The sequence below is a fragment of the Martinezella rhizogenes genome, from assembly GCF_027460065.1.
GTDB classification, from domain to species: Bacteria; Pseudomonadota; Alphaproteobacteria; order Rhizobiales; family Rhizobiaceae; genus Agrobacterium; species Agrobacterium rhizogenes_C.
This window is the reverse complement of the sequence record NZ_JAPYZZ010000001.1, coordinates 973,032-991,748: the sequence shown is the minus strand read 5'-3', so window position 1 is coordinate 991,748 and position 18,717 is coordinate 973,032. Positions and strand designations below refer to the sequence as shown.

At 59.8% G+C, this 18,717-nt stretch carries 16 protein-coding genes; 2 read left to right on the top strand and 14 right to left on the bottom strand.

Annotated features, from left to right (window positions below; genetic code table 11):
* Window positions 1-12 precede the first annotated feature (12 nt).
* The 4 genes from atpA to O8B93_RS04710 form a co-directional block, all read right to left on the bottom strand.
* Window positions 13-1,542: a F0F1 ATP synthase subunit alpha gene (gene atpA, locus O8B93_RS04725; RefSeq protein WP_046799528.1), complete on the bottom strand. Its 1,530-nt coding sequence runs from the start codon at window positions 1,540-1,542 to the stop codon at window positions 13-15.
* Window positions 1,542-2,108, bottom strand: a complete 567-nt coding sequence (locus tag O8B93_RS04720) for a F0F1 ATP synthase subunit delta (RefSeq protein ID WP_269708600.1) — start codon at window positions 2,106-2,108, stop codon at window positions 1,542-1,544. Before O8B93_RS04720 ends, atpA begins: the two co-directional genes overlap by 1 nt.
* 261 nt (window positions 2,109-2,369) lie before the next feature.
* Window positions 2,370-2,756 (bottom strand): AGROH133_08824 family phage infection protein, encoded by a 387-nt coding sequence (locus O8B93_RS04715; RefSeq protein WP_269708599.1) that lies wholly within the window; start codon window positions 2,754-2,756, stop codon window positions 2,370-2,372.
* A gap of 80 nt (window positions 2,757-2,836) precedes the next feature.
* Entirely contained in the window at window positions 2,837-5,053 is a 2,217-nt protein-coding gene (locus tag O8B93_RS04710) for a primosomal protein N' (protein WP_269708598.1), read from the bottom strand.
* 121 nt (window positions 5,054-5,174) lie between these two features.
* On the opposite strand from O8B93_RS04710, the gene O8B93_RS04705 reads away from it, so the two are divergent.
* Together O8B93_RS04705 and O8B93_RS04700 are read left to right on the top strand one after the other, a co-directional pair.
* The gene (locus O8B93_RS04705) at window positions 5,175-6,122 is read left to right on the top strand and encodes a tyrosine recombinase XerC (RefSeq protein WP_269708597.1); all 948 of its coding nucleotides are present in this window, start codon (window positions 5,175-5,177) and stop codon (window positions 6,120-6,122) included.
* Window positions 6,123-6,202: 80 nt separating this feature from the next.
* Complete coding sequence (locus O8B93_RS04700) at window positions 6,203-7,300, top strand: TraB/GumN family protein (protein ID WP_269708596.1); 1,098 nt, start codon at window positions 6,203-6,205, stop codon at window positions 7,298-7,300.
* On the opposite strand, the gene O8B93_RS04695 is transcribed toward O8B93_RS04700, so the two are convergent.
* The 10 genes from O8B93_RS04695 to mdh form a co-directional block, all read right to left on the bottom strand.
* Entirely contained in the window at window positions 7,284-7,772 is a 489-nt protein-coding gene (locus O8B93_RS04695) for a DUF2867 domain-containing protein (protein ID WP_269708657.1), read from the bottom strand. The genes O8B93_RS04700 and O8B93_RS04695 overlap by 17 nt on opposite strands.
* An 85-nt stretch (window positions 7,773-7,857) precedes the next feature.
* Complete coding sequence (locus O8B93_RS04690) at window positions 7,858-8,358, bottom strand: cytochrome b (protein ID WP_269708595.1); 501 nt, start codon at window positions 8,356-8,358, stop codon at window positions 7,858-7,860.
* Between the two features lie 127 nt (window positions 8,359-8,485).
* Complete coding sequence (gene lpdA / locus O8B93_RS04685) at window positions 8,486-9,892, bottom strand: dihydrolipoyl dehydrogenase (protein WP_269708594.1); 1,407 nt, start codon at window positions 9,890-9,892, stop codon at window positions 8,486-8,488.
* A gap of 67 nt (window positions 9,893-9,959) precedes the next feature.
* Window positions 9,960-10,607, bottom strand: a complete 648-nt coding sequence (locus O8B93_RS04680) for a LysE family translocator (protein ID WP_035258084.1) — start codon at window positions 10,605-10,607, stop codon at window positions 9,960-9,962.
* Between the two features lie 11 nt (window positions 10,608-10,618).
* Window positions 10,619-11,032 carry an MAPEG family protein gene (locus O8B93_RS04675; RefSeq protein WP_269708593.1) on the bottom strand — a complete coding sequence of 138 codons (414 nt, stop codon included), beginning with the start codon at window positions 11,030-11,032 and terminating at the stop codon, window positions 10,619-10,621.
* Window positions 11,033-11,102: 70 nt separating this feature from the next.
* Window positions 11,103-12,335 carry a 2-oxoglutarate dehydrogenase complex dihydrolipoyllysine-residue succinyltransferase gene (gene odhB / locus O8B93_RS04670; RefSeq protein WP_269708592.1) on the bottom strand — a complete coding sequence of 411 codons (1,233 nt, stop codon included), beginning with the start codon at window positions 12,333-12,335 and terminating at the stop codon, window positions 11,103-11,105.
* Window positions 12,336-12,388: 53 nt separating this feature from the next.
* Complete coding sequence (locus O8B93_RS04665; protein WP_269708591.1) at window positions 12,389-15,385, bottom strand: 2-oxoglutarate dehydrogenase E1 component; 2,997 nt, start codon at window positions 15,383-15,385, stop codon at window positions 12,389-12,391.
* A 179-nt stretch (window positions 15,386-15,564) separates the two neighbouring features.
* On the bottom strand, window positions 15,565-16,467 hold the full coding sequence (gene sucD / locus O8B93_RS04660; protein WP_046799538.1) for a succinate--CoA ligase subunit alpha: 903 nt from the start codon (window positions 16,465-16,467) through the stop codon (window positions 15,565-15,567).
* 17 nt (window positions 16,468-16,484) lie between these two features.
* The gene (gene sucC / locus O8B93_RS04655) at window positions 16,485-17,678 is read right to left on the bottom strand and encodes an ADP-forming succinate--CoA ligase subunit beta (RefSeq protein ID WP_269708590.1); all 1,194 of its coding nucleotides are present in this window, start codon (window positions 17,676-17,678) and stop codon (window positions 16,485-16,487) included.
* Between the two features lie 32 nt (window positions 17,679-17,710).
* A complete protein-coding gene (gene mdh / locus O8B93_RS04650) occupies window positions 17,711-18,673 on the bottom strand; it encodes a malate dehydrogenase (RefSeq protein WP_269708589.1) in 963 nt (320 codons plus the stop codon).
* Window positions 18,674-18,717: the final 44 nt, after the last annotated feature.

Sequence of the window (18,717 nt, the reverse complement as noted above, 5' to 3'; positions counted from 1 at the left end):
AAAGAGCCCTGATTACGAGAAAGACTTGGCGAAGTTATCAAGAGCGCCCTTGAGCTTGCCCTTGGTATCGTCGCTGATAGCCTTTTCCGTGCGGATGGTGTCGAGGATCGCCTTGCCTTCCGAGCGGAGGTAGGAAAGGAAACCCTGCTCGAACTTGCCGACCTGTGCGACCGGGATCTTGTCGAGATAGCCGTTGACACCAGCGAAGATCACCGCAACCTGCTCTTCCGTCTTGAGCGGAGAGAACTGCGGCTGCTTCAGAAGCTCGGTCAGACGAGCGCCGCGGTTAAGCAGGCGCTGCGTGGAAGCGTCAAGGTCCGAACCGAACTGGGCAAAAGCGGCCATTTCGCGATACTGGGCCAGTTCACCCTTGATCGAACCGGCAACCTGCTTCATCGCCTTGATCTGAGCGGCAGAGCCAACGCGCGAAACCGACAGACCGACGTTAACAGCCGGACGGATGCCCTGGTAGAACAGGTCGGTTTCAAGGAAGATCTGGCCGTCGGTGATCGAGATCACGTTGGTTGGAATGAAGGCCGAAACGTCGTTACCCTGGGTTTCGATAACAGGCAGAGCCGTCAGCGAACCTGCGCCCATTTCGTCGGAGAGCTTTGCAGCGCGCTCGAGAAGACGGGAGTGAAGGTAGAAAACGTCGCCCGGATAAGCTTCGCGGCCCGGAGGACGACGCAGCAGAAGCGACATCTGACGATAGGCAACGGCCTGCTTGGAAAGGTCGTCGTAACCGATGAGAGCGTGCTTGCCGTTGTCACGGAAATATTCGCCCATGGCGCAGCCGGCGAACGGAGCGAGGTACTGCATCGGAGCCGGATCGGAAGCCGTTGCGGCAACGATGATCGAGTACTGCAGCGCGCCGCGCTCTTCCAGAACCTTGACGAACTGGGCAACGGTCGAACGCTTCTGACCGATAGCGACGTAGACGCAATAAAGCTTGTCGCCGTCAGGGCCATTGTCGTGAATGGCCTTCTGGTTCAGGATCGTGTCGAGAATGATCGCGGTCTTGCCGGTCTGGCGGTCGCCGATGACGAGCTCGCGCTGGCCACGGCCAACCGGGATGAGAGCGTCGATAGCCTTGAGGCCGGTCGACATCGGCTCATGAACCGACTTGCGCGGAATGATGCCGGGAGCCTTGACGTCAACGCGCGAACGCTTGGCGGCATTGATCGGGCCCTTGCCGTCGATCGGGTTGCCAAGCGCGTCAACGACGCGGCCGAGCAGTTCCGGACCGACGGGAACGTCAACGATAGCGCCAGTCCGCTTTACGGTGTCGCCTTCCTTGATGTCACGGTCCGAACCGAAGATAACCACACCGACGTTGTCGGCTTCAAGGTTGAGCGCCATGCCGCGGATGCCGCCGGGGAACTCGACCATTTCGCCAGCCTGAACATTGTCGAGGCCGTAAACGCGGGCGATACCGTCACCGACGGAAAGCACCTGACCGACTTCCGAGACTTCCGCCTCGTTGCCGAAATTTTTGATTTGATCTTTCAGAATTGCGGAAATTTCCGCGGCGCGGATATCCATCAGCCAACCTCTTTCAGTGCAAGCTTAAGGGTGGAAAGTTTGGTGCGAAGAGACGTATCGATCTGGCGGGAACCGACCTTGACGATCAGACCACCGAGGATCGACGGATCGACGGTAACGGAAATCGTCACATCCTTGCCGGTAACGCTCTTCAGCGCCGCTTTCAGTTCAGTTTCCTGCGCCTCGTCGAGCGCATGTGCCGAGGTAACCTCGGCGGTGATTTCGCCGCGGTGGGCGGCGGCAATGGTGCGGTAGGCACGGATCATGCCGGGAACGGCAAAGAGACGGCGGTTATTCGCAACAACCTTGAGGAAATTGAGAGCGAGACCAACGATGCCGGCCTTTTCGCAGATCGCGGTGATTGCCTTGAACTGATCCTCGGCGGAAAACACCGGGCTCGCAACCAGACGCTTCAAATCGTCGCTTTCGTCGAGAAGTGCGCCGAACTTGTCCAGTTCGACCTGAACCGCTTCGACCGTACCCGCTTCCAAAGCAAGCTCGAAAAGCGACGACGCATACCTTTCCGCTACACCGGATGTTCCCTGGGAGGTGTCTGCCACGGGCACTTTTTCCCTGCTAATCGTCCAAGACCATCAGCGATGGGGCTCCACCGCATCAAATTCTTGAAATCGTTTCAATTTCCCCGAAAAAGACCGGAATTCCCCCCTGCCTTTTCCCAATTTCGCGGTCCGTCTAGCATAGGACGCCGGGACTCGCAACACGCGTAATAGCGGAAAGCGCCGTTTGGGCAAGGGGGAATGCGTTTAAATTTTCCGTTTTCGCTCAGGATGCGGCGCATCTGCGGCACAAATGCCAAAAAGCCCGCTTCAGACCAGCCCGAAGACATAGCTCAACGCGAGTGCGGACAGCAGAAAGTGCACAACCAGAAGTAAGAAATTCCGCATGGTTGCGCCACCATCCGACAGTATGGAGAGAATGCCGCCGAAGACGCTGAGGCCGAATGCCGCACCAAAGGCGAGATAGACCATGGGCTGGGCGAGAAGCAGCGCGGCCGCACCGAGACCAAGATAAAAGCCGGCGAGCGACGAGCGCGCCAGCGCATAACCATCCCTGCGCTCGCCGGCAGGCTGCAGACCGAAGGCACGAAGCGTCAACCCCGGCGCAAACATGAAAAACAGGCCGATGATGGCTGATACCACCGCCGCACCGAAGGCCAGTTGCTCGCCGAATTCGGCCGGAAAATAAAACTCCATCTCGTTCCCCAAATCATTGTGTTGTTCGCTCGCGTTATGACACGGTCATGACAACGGGAAAACGCCCTCTTTGGCAAAGTTCAAAGGAAACTTTGCGGATCGATATCGAGCTGTACATGCACGCTGCCCCGTTCCTTCGGACCATTGGCCAGCAATGTACGGAGAAAAGACTGCATGTCCGAATTGCGCCGCCCGTGCACCAGCAACCGAAAACGGTGACGGCCACGGATCAGCGCCAGCGGCGCTTCCGCCGGGCCAAGCAGCATGATGCCGGTGACCTGCGGCGCGGCGGCCCTTAGACCACGCGCATGAGTTTCGGCCTCCCCACGCGTATCGGCGGAGACGATGATTGAGGCGAGCCGGCCGAAGGGCGGCAGAACGGCCTTTTCCCGCTCCACGATCTCCCTTTCGTAAAAGGCCGAAGCATCACCCGAAACGATGGCCTGCATGACAGGATGTTGTGGCTGATAGGTCTGCAGAAGACCATGGCTCTTCAAACCCGTGCGCCCGGCACGACCGGTCACCTGCGAGAGCAGCTGGAACGTCCGCTCCGCCGCGCGCGGATCGCCATTGGCAAGGCCGAGATCGGCATCGACTATGCCGACAAGCGTCATCAGCGGGAAGTTATGCCCCTTGGCGACCAGCTGCGTACCGATGACGATATCGGCCTCGCCCTTGACGATGGCCTCCAGCTCCAGCCGCAGCCGCTTGACGCCCATGAGATCGGAGGAAAGCACGATGGTGCGGGCCTCGGGAAAATGTTTCTCCACCTCCTCGGCAATGCGCTCCACCCCCGGCCCGCAGGCGACCAGATGATCGAAAGTTCCGCATTCCGGGCAATGATCGGGTGTCGGCTCGTTATGCCCGCACTGGTGACACTGCAATTGATTGCGGAAGCGGTGTTCCACCAGCCAGCTGGAACATTGCGGGCACTGGAAACGGTGGCCGCAGACCCGGCAAAGCGTCAGCGGCGCATAACCGCGGCGATTGAGGAACAGCAGCGCCTGTTCGCCCTTCTCGATCGTCTTGCCGATACCGCGCAGCAGGACAGGTGAGAGAAACCCTCCCCGTTCCGGCGGATGGCGGCGCATATCGACGAGGTGCAGGTCCGGCATCGCCGCATCGCCGAAACGCGTATGCAGGTGAATGGTATTGTACCGGCCGGAGCTGCCGTTCACCTGACTTTCCACCGAGGGCGTGGCCGAGACCAGCACGACGGGGAATTCGGCGATACGCGCCCTCACCACAGCCATGTCGCGGGCATTATAAAAGACGCGATCTTCCTGCTTGTAGGCCGGGTCGTGCTCTTCATCGACAATGATAAGACCGAGATTGTCGAAAGGCAGGAAAAGCGCCGAGCGCGCGCCAGCCACCACCTTTACCTCACCCGTTACCGCCTGCCGCCAGACCTTCTCGCGCATCCGCGGCGACAGGTCCGAATGCCATTCCGCCGGTTTCGCGCCGAAACGATCCTGAAAACGCTCCAGAAACGCCGCCGTCAGGGCGATTTCCGGCAGCAGGATAAGGACCTGCTTGCCCTGACGAAGCGTTTCGGCCACCGCCTCGAAATAAACCTCGGTCTTGCCCGACCCGGTCACACCGTCGATCAGCGAGACATGAAAACCGCCCTTGCGCACATCCTCGAGTATCTCCGAAGCGGCCTGTTTCTGCGGCCCTTCCAGACGCGGTTCGACATAGTCTGGATCAGGCTCGGCCACGACAGGCGGCGCGGGCAGGAAAACCGTCTCGAACACGCCCTGCTTGACGAGACCGTCGATGACGCTCGTCGAGACGCCGGCGGCATGGGCAAGCCCGCTTTTCGTCCAGCCATGCCCTTCGGCCGCCAGCTCCATCACCCGTTCGCGGGCGGGGGTGAGACGCTCCGGCCGGCCTTCGGTCAGTCGCAGGCCCTCAATCATCGGCTCGGGATCGAAGGCGGCGGGCGCACGCAGCGCCATGCGTGCCACGAGGCCTGGCGGAGACAGCGTATAGGCGGCAACCCAGTCCACGAAGCGGCGCATCTCCGCCTTCAGCGGCGGGCACTCGAAACTTTTGGTGATGGGCCGCAGCTTCTTCGGATCGACGCCCTTCTCTCCGGCATCGTCCCACACCACGCCGAAGACCTGCCGGGGACCAAGCGGCACCTGCACGACGGAACCCGTCTCGACCACCATATCCTCAGGCACAGCATAGCTATAGGGCCCGGGCGCCGGCATGGGCACGAGAACGGGCACCGTACGCGTGGGCGACGGCGGGTCGAACAGAGCCCCAAACAGATCGGACGAATCTTTTGCCATGATGTGGCGACCATGCCCCGGCGACAGGAAAAAGGAAACCGCCCGGATGTAGTGGGCGCGTCCGGCAAAGTCCACCTCTTAACCAAATGCTGACCATAAGCGCATAGTTTCAAGGCATGGAATGGAGCGCCGCGTGACCGAAATCCTGACATTTGCCGAACTCGATCTCCTGAACGAGCGCCAGTCCTGGCTCACCACCCTTGCCGGCGAACGCCGCCTTGCCGACAACACCGTCGAGGCCTATGAGCGCGACACGCGTCAGTTTCTGACATTCCTCACCGGCTATATCGGCAGGCCCGCCGCCATAAGAGATATAGCCGATCTGCGCCCTGTCGATCTGCGCGCCTTTCTGGCCAACCGACGCAAGGAAGGCGCCGGTGCGCGTTCGCTCGGCCGACATCTGGCGGGACTGCGCTCGTTGCTGCACCACCTGCAGGAAAAGGGATTAGTCAATGCGGCCGGCGCCACCGCCATGCGCGCACCAAAACAGCCGAAATCCCTGCCGAAGCCGCTGACCGACCGCCAGGCACTGAAGATCACCACGGCTGAGGCGCAGTTGAACGAAGAACCCTGGATCGCCGCCCGCAACGCCGCGGTTCTTTCGCTGCTTTATGGCTGCGGTCTGCGCATTTCCGAGGCGCTGGGTCTCGCGCCGGCCGATTTTCCGCCCGGCGCCCGCAGCCTGCGCATCACCGGCAAAGGCAACAAGACGCGTATAGTGCCGCTGCTCGCAGTGGTGACGGAAGCAGTCGATGCCTACAGGAAGCTTTGCCCCTATGCCTTGGCGGCGAATGAACCAATGTTCCTCGGCGCACGCGGCGGCAAGCTGCAGCCCGCCATCATCCAGCGCGAAATGCAGAAGCTGCGCGGCGCTTTTGGCCTCCCGGAAAACGCCACCCCGCATGCGCTGCGCCATTCCTTCGCCACCCATCTTTTGGCCGGCGGTGGGGACCTGCGCACTATTCAGGAGCTGCTCGGCCATGCGAGCCTCTCCACCACGCAGGTCTATACCGGCGTCGATACCGCAAGATTGCTGGAAATCTACGATAACGCCCACCCACGCGCCTGAAGCAGGAAATGGTTAACCATAAACATTAACCAGACGTCCAAACCACAGTTCTATAAGCGAACAAGAACCGGATTGGATCGATGCACAGCCTGATAAAACCTCAAAATCTCACCGCCACCCTGATGGGCAAGACCGGCGACGCGCTGCTCTGGCTGCTCGCTGCCCTGCATGTCACCGCTGTTGCCATTCTGCTCATGACCTTGCTGTCGCTCAATGAAGCGGGGGCCGCAGAGCAGAAAATCACCTGCTCGGGCAGCGACATTCTCGTGGAGATGCGCAAGACCGATCCGCAAGCTTTCGCGAAGATCGAACAGGAAGCGGCCGCCATTCCGAACGGCAAGGGCAATTTCTGGCGCATCGAAAAGGCAGGCACGGCCCCGTCCTATCTTCTCGGCACCATGCATGTCACCGATCCGCGTGTTCTGGAAATGCCAACCGCCGCCAGCCCCGCTTTCGAAAAGGCCGCGACTGTGATCGTGGAGTCGGACGAAATCGTCGACGACAAGAAGGTCGCGGCGTCGCTGCTGAGCAAGCCTGAACTTACCATGTTTCTGGATGGCAAATCGATCACCGACATCCTGTCGCCCGAAAATGTTTCGCGTCTCGAAAAAGGCCTGAAAGAGCGCGGCATTCCGCTGAATGCGGTTTCGCGTATGAAGCCCTGGATGCTTTCGAGTTTCGTCGCCCTGCCCGCCTGCGAGTTCGCCCGCAAGGCAACCGGCCTCTCCTTTCTCGACAAGAAGCTGGCCGAAGACGCGATTGCGGACGGAAAACGACTTGTCGGCCTTGAAACCATGGTCGAGCAGCTGACGGCCATGTCCGAGTTGCCAATGGAGTTTCATCTGCAGGCGCTGATAGAAACGTTGGAACTCGGCGACCGCATGGATGACGTCATGACGACCATGACCGATCTCTATGTCGCAGGCGATATCGGCATGACCATGCCCATGCTGAAAAGCATCGACCCCAAAAAGACAGCAGCGGAAAGCGAACAGGGCTACGCCGCCTTCGAACAGCGCATCATCACCGACCGCAACCATGTCATGGCTGATAGGGCCACCCCTGAGCTTGCCAAGGGCAATGTCTTCATGGCCGTCGGCGCGCTGCATCTGCCTGGTGAGGAAGGCCTTGTCGAACTGCTGCGCGCAGAGGGTTTTATGCTCACGCGGGTCGACTGAACCACGCAGTCTGGGTGCTGACAGGCCGGACATCGGTGCAGAACGGCCGCATCGTCGCCGGCACGATACGACGGTGAAACGGGCCGACGGCAAGAAGGTAGAGCCTACCGAACACGTTCTTGCGCCGCACGAGGGTGGTGACACTCACCAGCTGGCGGCTTTCCTGTTCTTCCAGGTCAACGGCGATCCGGAAATCGAGATGGCGGTCGTCAAAGCCCAGCACGGTCCGCTCCCGGCTGGAGGACAGAATCGGAAATCCGCCCGCCGAAGCGCCGGCCACCAACTCGACCGTTTTTAAGCCAAAAAGCGAAACGACGCGGTTTCGAAGTACCATCAGCCCGCTAATCCATGCCGGAGGATGATCGAGAAGAAGCCTGCTCACATCGAGCGAGGTCATTCCCGGTCTCATCATCTCTCCCTGAAAGCGATCGCACCAGCCGGCGCCCGGCAATATGTCTTCGCTGTTTCGCATCCCTGTACCCCAGCCGCCCGGTGCGGCAAGGCCATCCTCCTCTTTTTCCAACGGGGCGGGAACGCGACAAACCGCCGCTCGGACCCTAGCCATGCGTCATGCGCTTCAAGACATTGGTGCGCCAGTAGAACTGGTGAACCAGAACGGCGGCGACATGGCCGGCGATCAACACCCACATCAACACCTTGAACGGGCCGGAATGCAGCTGCCCTGCCGCTTGAATCCCGAAATAATAAGCGGCGATGCCGGATAGCGGCAGGACGAAGAACAGGGCGTAGAAAGTGAAATGCGCTACCTTCGCGGCAATCTGAAACGGCCGAGGTTCTTGGGCTGGATGCGGCGGCACACCCTGGAAAAAGCGCAGACAGAGGCGCAGAACCGCAAGCAGCAGAATGGCGAAGCCGACATAGGCATGGATATTGGCCGACGAAATCTGGTCCGGCGTCAGCGTCTCACCCCGCCGCATCAGCCGGTAGGCATGGGCCATGGCGTCGGGAAACAGCAGATTGAAGAAGATCAGAAGCGCCATTGCCCAGTGAATGACACGCTGCGGAACGGAGAAGGAAACTTGACTGGAATATGCCATTTTATTGCCTTTTATCAAAAGGTTAGACAGGCTATGGCGCGAGTATGAAAAACCCCGGCCTGCATGGCAAGCCGGGGTTTAACAGATGACTGAAATTTAATATTTGAGCGTCAGGCTCAAACGCCGATCACATGTGGATCGGCTTGAAGAAGGTGGCAAGTGCTGCTTCCTTCACGGCTTCCGACATGGTCGGATGCGCGTGGCAGGTGCGGCCGAGATCTTCCGAAGAACCGCCGAACTCCATCAGCACGGTGATTTCGTGGATCATTTCGCCAGCGCCGAAGCCGACGATGTGACCGCCGAGAACTCGGTCGGTTTCCTTGTCGGCAAGGATTTTCACGAAACCATCCGTCACCTGCATGGCGCGGGCGCGACCATTGGCGGTGAAGGGGAACTTGCCGACCTTGTAGGCGATGCCAGCAGCTTTCAGTTCCTCTTCGGTCTTGCCGACGGAGGCGATTTCCGGCTGGGTATAAACGACCGCCGGAATGACGTCGTAATTCACATGGCCGCGCTGACCGGCGAGAATTTCAGCAAGCGCAACGCCTTCGTCTTCCGCCTTGTGCGCCAGCATCGGGCCCTTCACCACATCGCCAATCGCGTAGATGCCATCGACATTGGTCTTGTAGTGGCCGTCTATTTCGACGCGGCCACGGCTGTCCAGCACGACGCCGGCTTCCGCAAGGCCGAGACCTTCGGTATAGGGCTTACGGCCGGTTGAGATCAGCACGACGTTTGCTTCCAGCGTTTCGGCAGCGCCGCCCTTGACCGGCTCGAACACGACCTTTGCGCCGGCAGCGGTCTTTTCAACGGCCGTTACCTTTGCGCCGAGCTTGAAATCGAGACCCTGCTTGGCCAGCAGACGCTGGGACTGCTTGGAAACTTCACCATCCATGCCACCGAGAATATTGTCGAGATATTCGACCACGGTCACCTTGGCGCCGAGACGCGACCAGACCGAACCAAGCTCGAGGCCGATGACGCCACCACCAACGACAATCAGCTTTTCCGGAACCTTGGAAAGAGCGATCGCACCGGTAGAGGACACGATGACGCTTTCATCGATATCGACCTGAACGCCTGGAATGCCGGCAACGTCAGAACCGGTGGCGATGACGATGTTCTTCGCCTCGATTTCCTGGGTCTCGCCCTTGTCGTTGGTGACGGAAACTTTGCCGGCGGAAACCACCTTGCCGGTGCCCTGGAAGGCATCGATCTTGTTCTTCTTGAACAGGAATGCCACGCCGTCGACATTGGCCTTCACCACGCCGTCCTTGTGGCCCATCATCTTTTCAAGGTTGAGCTTCGGTGCGGCGACTTCGATACCGAGCGAATCGACACCATGGGCGACATGCGCGAAGGTTTCAGATGCGTGCAGCAGCGCCTTCGAGGGAATGCAGCCGACATTGAGGCAGGTGCCGCCATAGGTCGCGCGCTTTTCGATAACAGCGACCTTTAGGCCCAGTTGTGCCGCCTTGACCGCGCAAACATAACCGCCGGGGCCTGTGCCGATTACAACTACATCATATGCCATGTTCGTTTTCCTGATTGATGTCGGGCAAGATACCGGATCATAGCCCTGCTTCCATTTGACCTGAAACTCAGGCCGCTTTTTCCGTTGCGAGTTTTATACCGAGAGCGATGAAGACCACGCCACTGGTGCGGTCGATCCATTGGCTGGCGCGCTGAAATGCGGCGCGCATGCGCGGCGTCGTCATGAACAGGCTGACGCCAACGAACCACAGGATAAGGCAGCTTGCCATGACAAGGCCGTATCCGAATTTGATGCCAACAGGCGTATGCGCATGAACCACCGTCGAAAAGATCGACAGGAAGAAGAACACCGGTTTGGGATTGAGCGCGTTTGCGGCAAAACCGAGCGTGAAGGCCTTGAGCCCGGTCTGGTCGCTTTTGGCTCGAACGCCGTCCTCACCACCTTCCGCCGTCGGCAATTCGGTCTTGCCGGCGCGCAGCGCCTTGATGCCGATATAGATCAGATAGGCAACACCGAGCCATTTGACGATGTTGAAGAGATAAATCGACTGGGAAATGATGAGGCCAAGTCCAAGGATCGTATAGGTAACATGGAACATCAGCGATGTTCCGACGCCGAAGCTTGTGATGATGGCCTGCTTGCGTCCATGCACCATGGCCTGGCGCATGACCATCGCAAGGTCGGCGCCCGGCGATACAATTGCGAAAGCGAAAATGGCCATCAGCGAGGTCAGTTCGATAAGATATTGGTGCACCACATCAGACCTCAGAACATCAACACGACAAACATCAGCACAAGTCCAAGCATTGAACCCAACCAGACGAAAGACCGGATATAGGGCACGCCTGCCAGATAGAGCGGAATATAGATGATGCGGCAGATCAACCACAGCCACGCGCCAATAAGCGCAAGTCCGGCCGGATCGCCCGCCATGATAACGCCGAAAGCCAGTGCCAGAAAAGCCGGATAGGTCTCCCGGAAATTCGCCGATGCGCGCGAAGCGCGACCGGAGAGCTTGCCCTGTGGCTTCTGCTCACCGTCTCTCGGACCGGCATTCCATTCGCGCCCCAATTCTCTGGTCGCCGTCATCCCCTGCAACAGGACATGCACGACGAGAAGAAGAACGCTTAGACCGATAAGCGGCAAAAAAGGCGAAGCGGCGAGAAATGTCGGCTGCACGTCTGCTCTCCCGGGTAGTCTTTCAGCGGGGCTTCACTTGAACCCCCGCTGAAATGAAAAGCAAGACCGATTAAAGATCGAGAACCAGACGTTCCGGATCTTCCAGGCTTTCCTTGACGCGCACGAGGAAGGTCACGGCTTCCTTGCCGTCAACGATACGGTGATCGTAGGAGAGCGCAAGATACATCATCGGACGGATGACGACCTGACCGCCGATGGCGACCGGACGCTCCTGGATCTTGTGCATGCCGAGAATGCCCGACTGCGGTGCGTTGAGGATCGGTGAAGACATCAGCGAACCGTAAACACCACCATTGGTGATGGTGAAGGTGCCGCCCTGCATGTCGGCCATGCCGAGCGAACCGTCACGGGCTGCCTTGGCGAGACGACCGAGTTCCTTTTCAACACCGGCGATGGAGAGCTGGTCGGCATCGCGGATAACCGGAACAACGAGACCCTTGTCGGTACCGACAGCCATGCCGACGTGACAATAGTTCTTGTAGATGATGTCCGTGCCGTCGATTTCAGCATTAACGGCCGGCAGTTCCTTCAGCGCGTGGGTCACGGCCTTGGTGAAGAAACCCATGAAGCCGAGCTTGACGCCGTGCTTCTTCTCGAACACGTCCTTGTAGCGGTTGCGAAGGTCCATAACCGCGCTCATGTCCACCTCATTATAGGTGGTGAGCATGGCGGCAGTGTTCTGCGCATCCTTCAGGCGGCGGGCGATGGTCTGGCGCAGACGGGTCATCTTGACGCGCTCTTCGCGAACCTGATCCTGCTCGGCCGAAACCGGACGGGGGGCTGCAACCGGAGCAGGTGCAGCGGCTGGTGCCGAAACGCCCTTGGCGACAGCGGCAAGAACGTCGCCCTTCAGAACCTGACCACGCTTGCCCGAACCGTCGACCTGATCGGCGGACAGGTTGTTTTCAGCAAGCAGCTTGCCAGCGGCAGGTGCCGGCGGCATGGCGCTGCCAGCCGGAGCGGCGGCTACGGCGGCGGCGGGTGCCGGTGCGGCGGCGGGCGTAGCAGGTTTTGCCGCAGGTGCCAAAGTCGCAGCACCGGCAGCACCTTCGGCGATCTGGCCGAGAAGCGCGTCGAGACCAACGGTCTCGCCGTTCTGCGCAACGATTTCGGTCAGCACGCCGGAAGCGGGTGCCGGGACTTCGACGGTAACCTTGTCGGTTTCCAGTTCAACGAGCGGTTCGTCGGCCTTGACGGTATCGCCGACCTTCTTGAACCAGGTGCCGACGGTCGCTTCGCTGACGGATTCGCCGAGGGTTGGTACGCGGATTTCAGTGGCCATGATCTAGTTCCGTTATTCGGGTGTCTTTTTTACGGGGCGATGCGGGAGAGTTTTCACTCTCCCAGCGCGTCTTCCAGGAACGCAGCAAGCTGCGCCAGATGCTTGGACATCAGGCCGGTCGCCGGAGAGGCGGCAGCCGGACGGCCCGTGTAACGGACCTTCCGGTACTTGGCGTCGATATGCGCCAGAACCCATTCCAGGTAAGGATCGATGAACGACCACGAACCCATGTTCTTCGGCTCTTCCTGGCACCAGACCATTTCCGCGTGGCGGAAACGGGAAAGCTCGTTGATGAGCGCCTTTGCCGGGAACGGATAAAGCTGTTCGACGCGCAGCAGGTAGACGTCGTCGATACCGCGCTTTTCACGCTCTTCGAGAAGATCGTAATAGACCTTGCCGGTGCACATGACGACGCGACGGATCTTCGCGTCCTTCTGCAGCTTGATCGGGCCATCCTTGATGACTTCAGCATCGTCCCAGAGGAGACGGTGGAAGGAGGACTCGCCGGCCAGCTCCGCCAGAGACGAGGTGGCGCGCTTGTGGCGCAGCAACGACTTCGGCGTCATCAGGATCAGCGGCTTGCGGAAGTCACGCTTCATCTGGCGGCGCAGGATATGGAAGTAGTTGGCAGGCGTCGTCACATTGGCGACCTGCATGTTGTCTTCCGCGCACATCTGCAGCCAGCGTTCCAGACGGGCGGACGAATGTTCCGGACCCTGACCTTCATAACCATGCGGCAGAAGGCAGACGAGACCGGACATGCGCAGCCACTTGCGTTCACCCGAGGAGATGAACTGGTCGAACACCACCTGGGCACCGTTGGCGAAGTCACCGAACTGGGCTTCCCACAGTGTCAGCGCATTCGGGCGGGCAAGCGAGTAGCCATATTCGAAGCCGAGAACGGCTTCTTCCGAAAGCATCGAGTTGATGACTTCGTAACGGGCCTGCGTCGGGGCGAGATTGGCAAGCGGGATGTAACGCTCTTCGGTTTCCTGATCGTAGAGAACCGAGTGGCGCTGCGAGAAGGTGCCGCGTTCGCAATCCTGACCGGAAAGACGGATCTTGTGGCCGTCAACGACAAGCGAACCGAAAGCCAGAGCTTCCGCCATTGCCCAGTCGATGCCTTCACCCGTCTCGATCATCTGCGAGCGGTTTTCCATGAAGCGCTGGATCGTGCGGTGCGCGGTGAAACCTTCCGGAATGGTCGACAGTTTCTTGCCGATTTCCTTCAGCTGCTTCATCGGCACGCCGGTCTTGCCGCGACGCTGCTCATCGGCATTGTCGGCAGCGCGCAGGCCGGACCACTGACCATCCAGCCAGTCGGCCTTGTTGGGCTTGTAGGACTGGCCTGCCTCGAACTCCTGCTCGAGATGGGCGCGCCAGTCCGCCTTCACCTTCTCGAAATCGCCTTCGGTGATCAGACCTTCGGCAATCAGACGGTCGGCATAGATGCGGGCGACAGTCTTGTGGCCACGAATAACCTTGTACATCTTCGGCTGCGTGAACGCCGGCTCGTCGCCTTCGTTATGGCCGAAGCGGCGGTAACAGAACATGTCGACGACGACAGGCTTGTGGAACTTCATGCGGTATTCGGTCGCGACCTTCGCGGCATAGACAACCGCTTCCGGATCGTCACCATTGACGTGGAAGATCGGCGCTTCGATCATCTTGGCGACGTCCGACGGGTAAGGCGACGAGCGCGAGAAGGCCGGATTGGTCGTGAAACCGATCTGGTTGTTGATGATGAAGTGCATGGTGCCGGCAACCCGGTGACCGCGCAGGCCGGACAGGCCGAGAATTTCGGCAACCACGCCCTGACCCGCAAAAGCGGCATCACCGTGCAGAAGCAGCGGCAGCACCTTGGCGCGTTCGGAAAGCGGAATGATGTCGCCGTCCCACTGCTTGGCCAGCTGGTCCTGCTTGGCGCGCGCCTTGCCCATGACGACAGGGTTGACGATTTCAAGGTGCGACGGGTTGGCCGTCAGCGACAGGTGGACCTTGTTGCCGTCGAATTCGCGGTCGGAGGAGGCACCGAGATGGTACTTCACGTCGCCCGAACCCTCGACATCGTCGGGCTTGAACGAACCGCCCTTGAATTCGTGGAACACGGCGCGGTGCGGCTTGCCCATGACGTTGGTCAGGACGTTCAGGCGGCCACGGTGGGCCATGCCGAGAACGACTTCTTCCAGGCCTTCCTGGCCGCCGCGCTTGATGATCTGTTCCAGCGCCGGGATCAGCGATTCACCGCCATCGAGGCCGAAACGCTTGGTGCCCTTGAAACGCACGTCGAGGAACTGCTCGTAACCTTCGGCCTCGACCAGCTTGGACAGAATGGCCTTCTTGCCCTCAGGCGTGAAGTCCACACCCTTGTCCGGGCCTTCGATACGCTCCTGGATCCAGCCCTTTTCTTCCGGGTTGGACATGTGCATGAATTCGACGCCGAGCGTCGAGCAATAGGTGCGCTCGAGAATCTCGACCATCTCGCGCACGCTCGCATATTCGAGGCCGAGCACGTTATCGATGAAAATCTTGCGGTCGTAATCGCTTTCCTCGAAGCCGTAGGACTTCGGCGAAAGCTCATTGTAATCTTCGACGGCGCTGGCGATGCCGAGCGGATCGAGCTTGGCATGCAGGTGGCCGCGCATGCGGTAGGCGCGGATCATCATGATGGCGCGAACGCTGTCACGGGTCGCTTGCAGCACTTCCGCTTCGCTGACGGGCTTGCCGGTATCGGCGCTCTTAGCTTCAGCCTTCGCCTGAACCTTTTTCTCGATGGCCTTTTCGACCGTGGCCCAGTTACCGTCGAGTGCGGAGACCAGTTCGCCATTCGCCGGGATCGGCCAGTTGGCACGCTTCCAGGAGGCGCCCTTGGCCGCCTTCTTCACATCTTCCGGATTATCGGACAACGCCTTGAAGAAGCTCTGCCACTCCGGCGACACCGAAGAGGGATCCTCTTCGTACCGGGCATAGAGCTGCTCGATATAGGCTGCATTCGCGCCGTCCAGAAACGACGTGATCTGAAACTGCTCGTTCGCTTCTTGCCTTGCCATTTTCGTTCCTGCGGACTTGTCCGTCCGCCTCCTCGATGCCGTTAGGGCCGTTTGACCAGCCTGCCGCTTTGATTATTGCTGTCTGCCGCCAGGGCGGTATGCCGTTCTGTCTATCGTCTTTGCGGCATCGGGCAGCGCAGCGATAAAGCCGCGCCGCCCGTTACCGGTCTCATGTGGTCTCAGCCCTTGAGGACTTCAACCAGTGTCTTGCCGAGGCGCGCCGGGGAAGGCGATACCTTGATGCCGGCTGCTTCCATGGCAGCGATCTTGGACTCTGCATCGCCCTTGCCGCCGGAAACGACAGCGCCGGCGTGGCCCATGGTGCGGCCCTTCGGAGCCGTACGGCCCGCGATGAAGCCGGCCATCGGCTTCTTGCGGCCCTTCTTGGCTTCGTCGATCAGGAACTGCGCCGCATCTTCTTCAGCCGAGCCGCCGATTTCGCCGATCATGATGATCGACTGCGTGGCTTCGTCGGCGAGGAACATTTCCAGGATGTCGATGAACTCGGTGCCCTTGACCGGGTCGCCGCCGATGCCGACAGCCGTCGTCTGGCCGAGGCCTTCATTGGATGTCTGGAACACGGCTTCATAGGTGAGCGTGCCGGAGCGCGAAACGATACCGACCGAACCCTTGCGGAAGATGGAGCCCGGCATGATGCCGATCTTGCATTCTTCCGGCGTCATGATGCCAGGGCAGTTCGGGCCGAGCAGGCGCGACTTCGAACGGTCGAGGCGGGCCTTGACACGCACCATGTCCATCACCGGAATACCTTCGGTGATGCAGGTGATGAACGGGATTTCCGCTTCGATGGCTTCGATGATGGCGTCAGCGGCACCTGCCGGCGGAACATAGATCACGGATGCATCTGCACCGGTCTTTTCCTTGGCTTCGGCAACCGTTGCGAAGATCGGCAGGCTTTCGCCCTTGGAACCGGTCCAGGTTTCGCCACCCTTCTTCGGGTGAATACCGCCGACCATCTGCGTGCCGTAGTAGGCAAGCGCCTGTTCGGTGTGGAAGGTACCGGTCTTGCCGGTCAGACCCTGAACAAGGATCTTCGTGTCTTTATTAACAAGAATAGACATTATTTCCGGTCCCTCAATTAGCCGTTGATCGCCGCGACGATCTTCTTGGCTGCGTCGTCCAGATCGTCAGCAGCCGTAATCGCAAGGCCAGATTCGTTCAGGAGCTTCTTGCCAAGTTCGACGTTGGTGCCTTCGAGGCGAACAACGAGCGGAACCTGCAAACCGACTTCCTTCACCGCGGCGATAACGCCTTCGGCGATGACGTCGCACTTCATGATGCCGCCGAAGATGTTGACGAGGATGCCCTCGACCTTCGGGTCAGCCGTGATGATCTTGAAGGCTGCCGCAACCTTCTCCTTGCCGGCGCCGCCGCCGACGTCGCAGAAGTTAGCCGGCTCTTTGCCGTAAAGCTTGATGATGTCCATCGTCGCCATGGCAAGACCTGCACCATTGACCATGCAGCCGATGTTGCCGTCGAGCGCCACGTAAGCGAGGTCCCACTTGGAGGCTTCGATTTCCTTGGCGTCTTCTTCGGTCTCGTCGCGCAGCGCCTTGACGTCTTCATGGCGGAACAGCGCGTTGCCGTCGAAGGACATCTTGGCGTCGAGAACGCGCAGATGGCCATTTTCCATGACGATCAGCGGGTTAACCTCAAGGAGAGCCATGTCCTTCTCGTTGAAGGCCTTGTAGAGGATCGGGAACAGCGACTTTGCGTCTTCGGCTGCAGCACCCTCAAGCTCGAGAGCCTTGGAGATCGCGGCAACGTCAGCGTCGCTCACACCCTTTTCCGGGTTGATGGCGATGGTATGGATCTTTTCCGGCGTGTCGTGGGCGACAGCTTCGATATCCATGCCGCCTTCGGTGGAAACCACGAAAGCGACCTGACCGACCGAACGGTCAACCAGCAGCGAGCAGTAAAGTTCGCGGGCAATGTCGGCGCCGTCTTCGATGTAGAGGCGGTTGACCTGCTTGCCGGCATCGCCCGTCTGGGCTGTTACCAGCGTGTTGCCGAGCATGTCGCGCGAATGGGAGACGACTTCGTCGATCGACTTCGCCAGACGAACGCCGCCCTTGGCGTCGGGGCCGAGTTCTTTGAACTTGCCCTTGCCGCGACCGCCAGCATGGATCTGGCTCTTGACGACGTAGAGCGGGCCGGGAAGCTGCTTTGCGGCAGCTTCGGCTTCTTCGACCTTGAGGATGGCGACGCCTTCAGCAACCGGCGCACCGTAGCCCTTCAGAAGAGCCTTGGCCTGATATTCGTGAATATTCATGGAATAATCCCTGTTTGGAGCCGCTTGAAATATTACTTCAGCGACGGAGCGATGTTGACGCAGGCTTCGCAAAGACCAGCGACAGCGCCGACGGATTTCTGGAAGGCGGCTTCTTCTTCCTTGTTCAGTTCGATCTCGATGATGCGCTCGATACCGCCGGCACCGATGATGGTGGGCACGCCGACATACATGTCGTCAACGCCGTACTGACCCGACAAGTGGGCAGCGGCGGGCAGAACGCGCTTCTTGTCCTTGAGGTAGGATTCAGCCATTTCGATCGCCGAAGCGGCCGGCGCATAATAGGCCGAACCGGTCTTCAGCAGGCCGACGATTTCAGCACCGCCGTCACGGGTGCGCTGGATGATCTGCTCAAGGCGCTCGGCGGTCAGCCAGCCCATCTTGACGAGATCGGTGAGCGGAATGCCGCCAACGGTGGAATAACGGGCGAGCGGCACCATCGTGTCGCCATGGCCGCCGAGAACGAAAGCCGTGACGTCCTGAACCGAAACGTTGAATTCTTCGGCAAGGAACAGGCGGAAGCGTGCGCTGTCGAGAACGCCGGCCATGCCGACGACCTTGTTCTTCGGCAGGCCGGAGAACTTCTGCAGCGCCCAGACCATGGCGTCGAGCGGGTTGGTGATGCAGATCACGAAAGCGTTCGGGGCATATTTCTTGATGCCGGCACCGACCTGTTCCATGACCTTGAGGTTGATGCCCAGAAGATCGTCGCGGCTCATGCCGGGCTTGCGGGCAACACCGGCGGTGACGATGCAGACGTCCGCGCCTTCGATGGCGGCGTAATCGGAAGCACCGGTGAGCTTTGCATTGAAGCCTTCAACCGGGCCGGACTGGGCAATATCCAGACCCTTGCCCTGCGGGATACCGTCGGCAATATCGAAGAGGACGATATCGCCCAGTTCCTTCAGGCTGGCGAGATGCGCCAGTGTGCCGCCGATCATGCCAGAACCAATAAGTGCAATCTTTTTGCGAGACATCGAATGCTTCCTCTTGAGCTTCAATTCAATTTCACCGCGCCAAA

Bases quoted from the DNA above. Each gene is read 5' to 3' on its own strand.
- atpA (WP_046799528.1), bottom strand. From the start codon at position 1,542: ATGGATATCCGCGCCGCGGAAATTTCCGCAATTCTGAAAGATCAAATC.
- O8B93_RS04715 (WP_269708599.1), bottom strand. From the start codon at position 2,756: ATGGAGTTTTATTTTCCGGCCGAATTCGGCGAGCAACTGGCCTTCGGT.
- O8B93_RS04710 (WP_269708598.1), bottom strand. From the start codon at position 5,053: ATGGCAAAAGATTCGTCCGATCTGTTTGGGGCTCTGTTCGACCCGCCG.
- O8B93_RS04705 (WP_269708597.1), top strand. From the start codon at position 5,175: ATGGAGCGCCGCGTGACCGAAATCCTGACATTTGCCGAACTCGATCTC.
- O8B93_RS04700 (WP_269708596.1), top strand. From the start codon at position 6,203: ATGCACAGCCTGATAAAACCTCAAAATCTCACCGCCACCCTGATGGGC.
- O8B93_RS04695 (WP_269708657.1), bottom strand. From the start codon at position 7,772: ATGCGAAACAGCGAAGACATATTGCCGGGCGCCGGCTGGTGCGATCGC.
- O8B93_RS04690 (WP_269708595.1), bottom strand. From the start codon at position 8,358: ATGGCATATTCCAGTCAAGTTTCCTTCTCCGTTCCGCAGCGTGTCATT.
- lpdA (WP_269708594.1), bottom strand. From the start codon at position 9,892: ATGGCATATGATGTAGTTGTAATCGGCACAGGCCCCGGCGGTTATGTT.
- odhB (WP_269708592.1), bottom strand. From the start codon at position 12,335: ATGGCCACTGAAATCCGCGTACCAACCCTCGGCGAATCCGTCAGCGAA.
- O8B93_RS04665 (WP_269708591.1), bottom strand. From the start codon at position 15,385: ATGGCAAGGCAAGAAGCGAACGAGCAGTTTCAGATCACGTCGTTTCTG.
- sucD (WP_046799538.1), bottom strand. From the start codon at position 16,467: ATGTCTATTCTTGTTAATAAAGACACGAAGATCCTTGTTCAGGGTCTG.
- sucC (WP_269708590.1), bottom strand. From the start codon at position 17,678: ATGAATATTCACGAATATCAGGCCAAGGCTCTTCTGAAGGGCTACGGT.
- mdh (WP_269708589.1), bottom strand. From the start codon at position 18,673: ATGTCTCGCAAAAAGATTGCACTTATTGGTTCTGGCATGATCGGCGGC.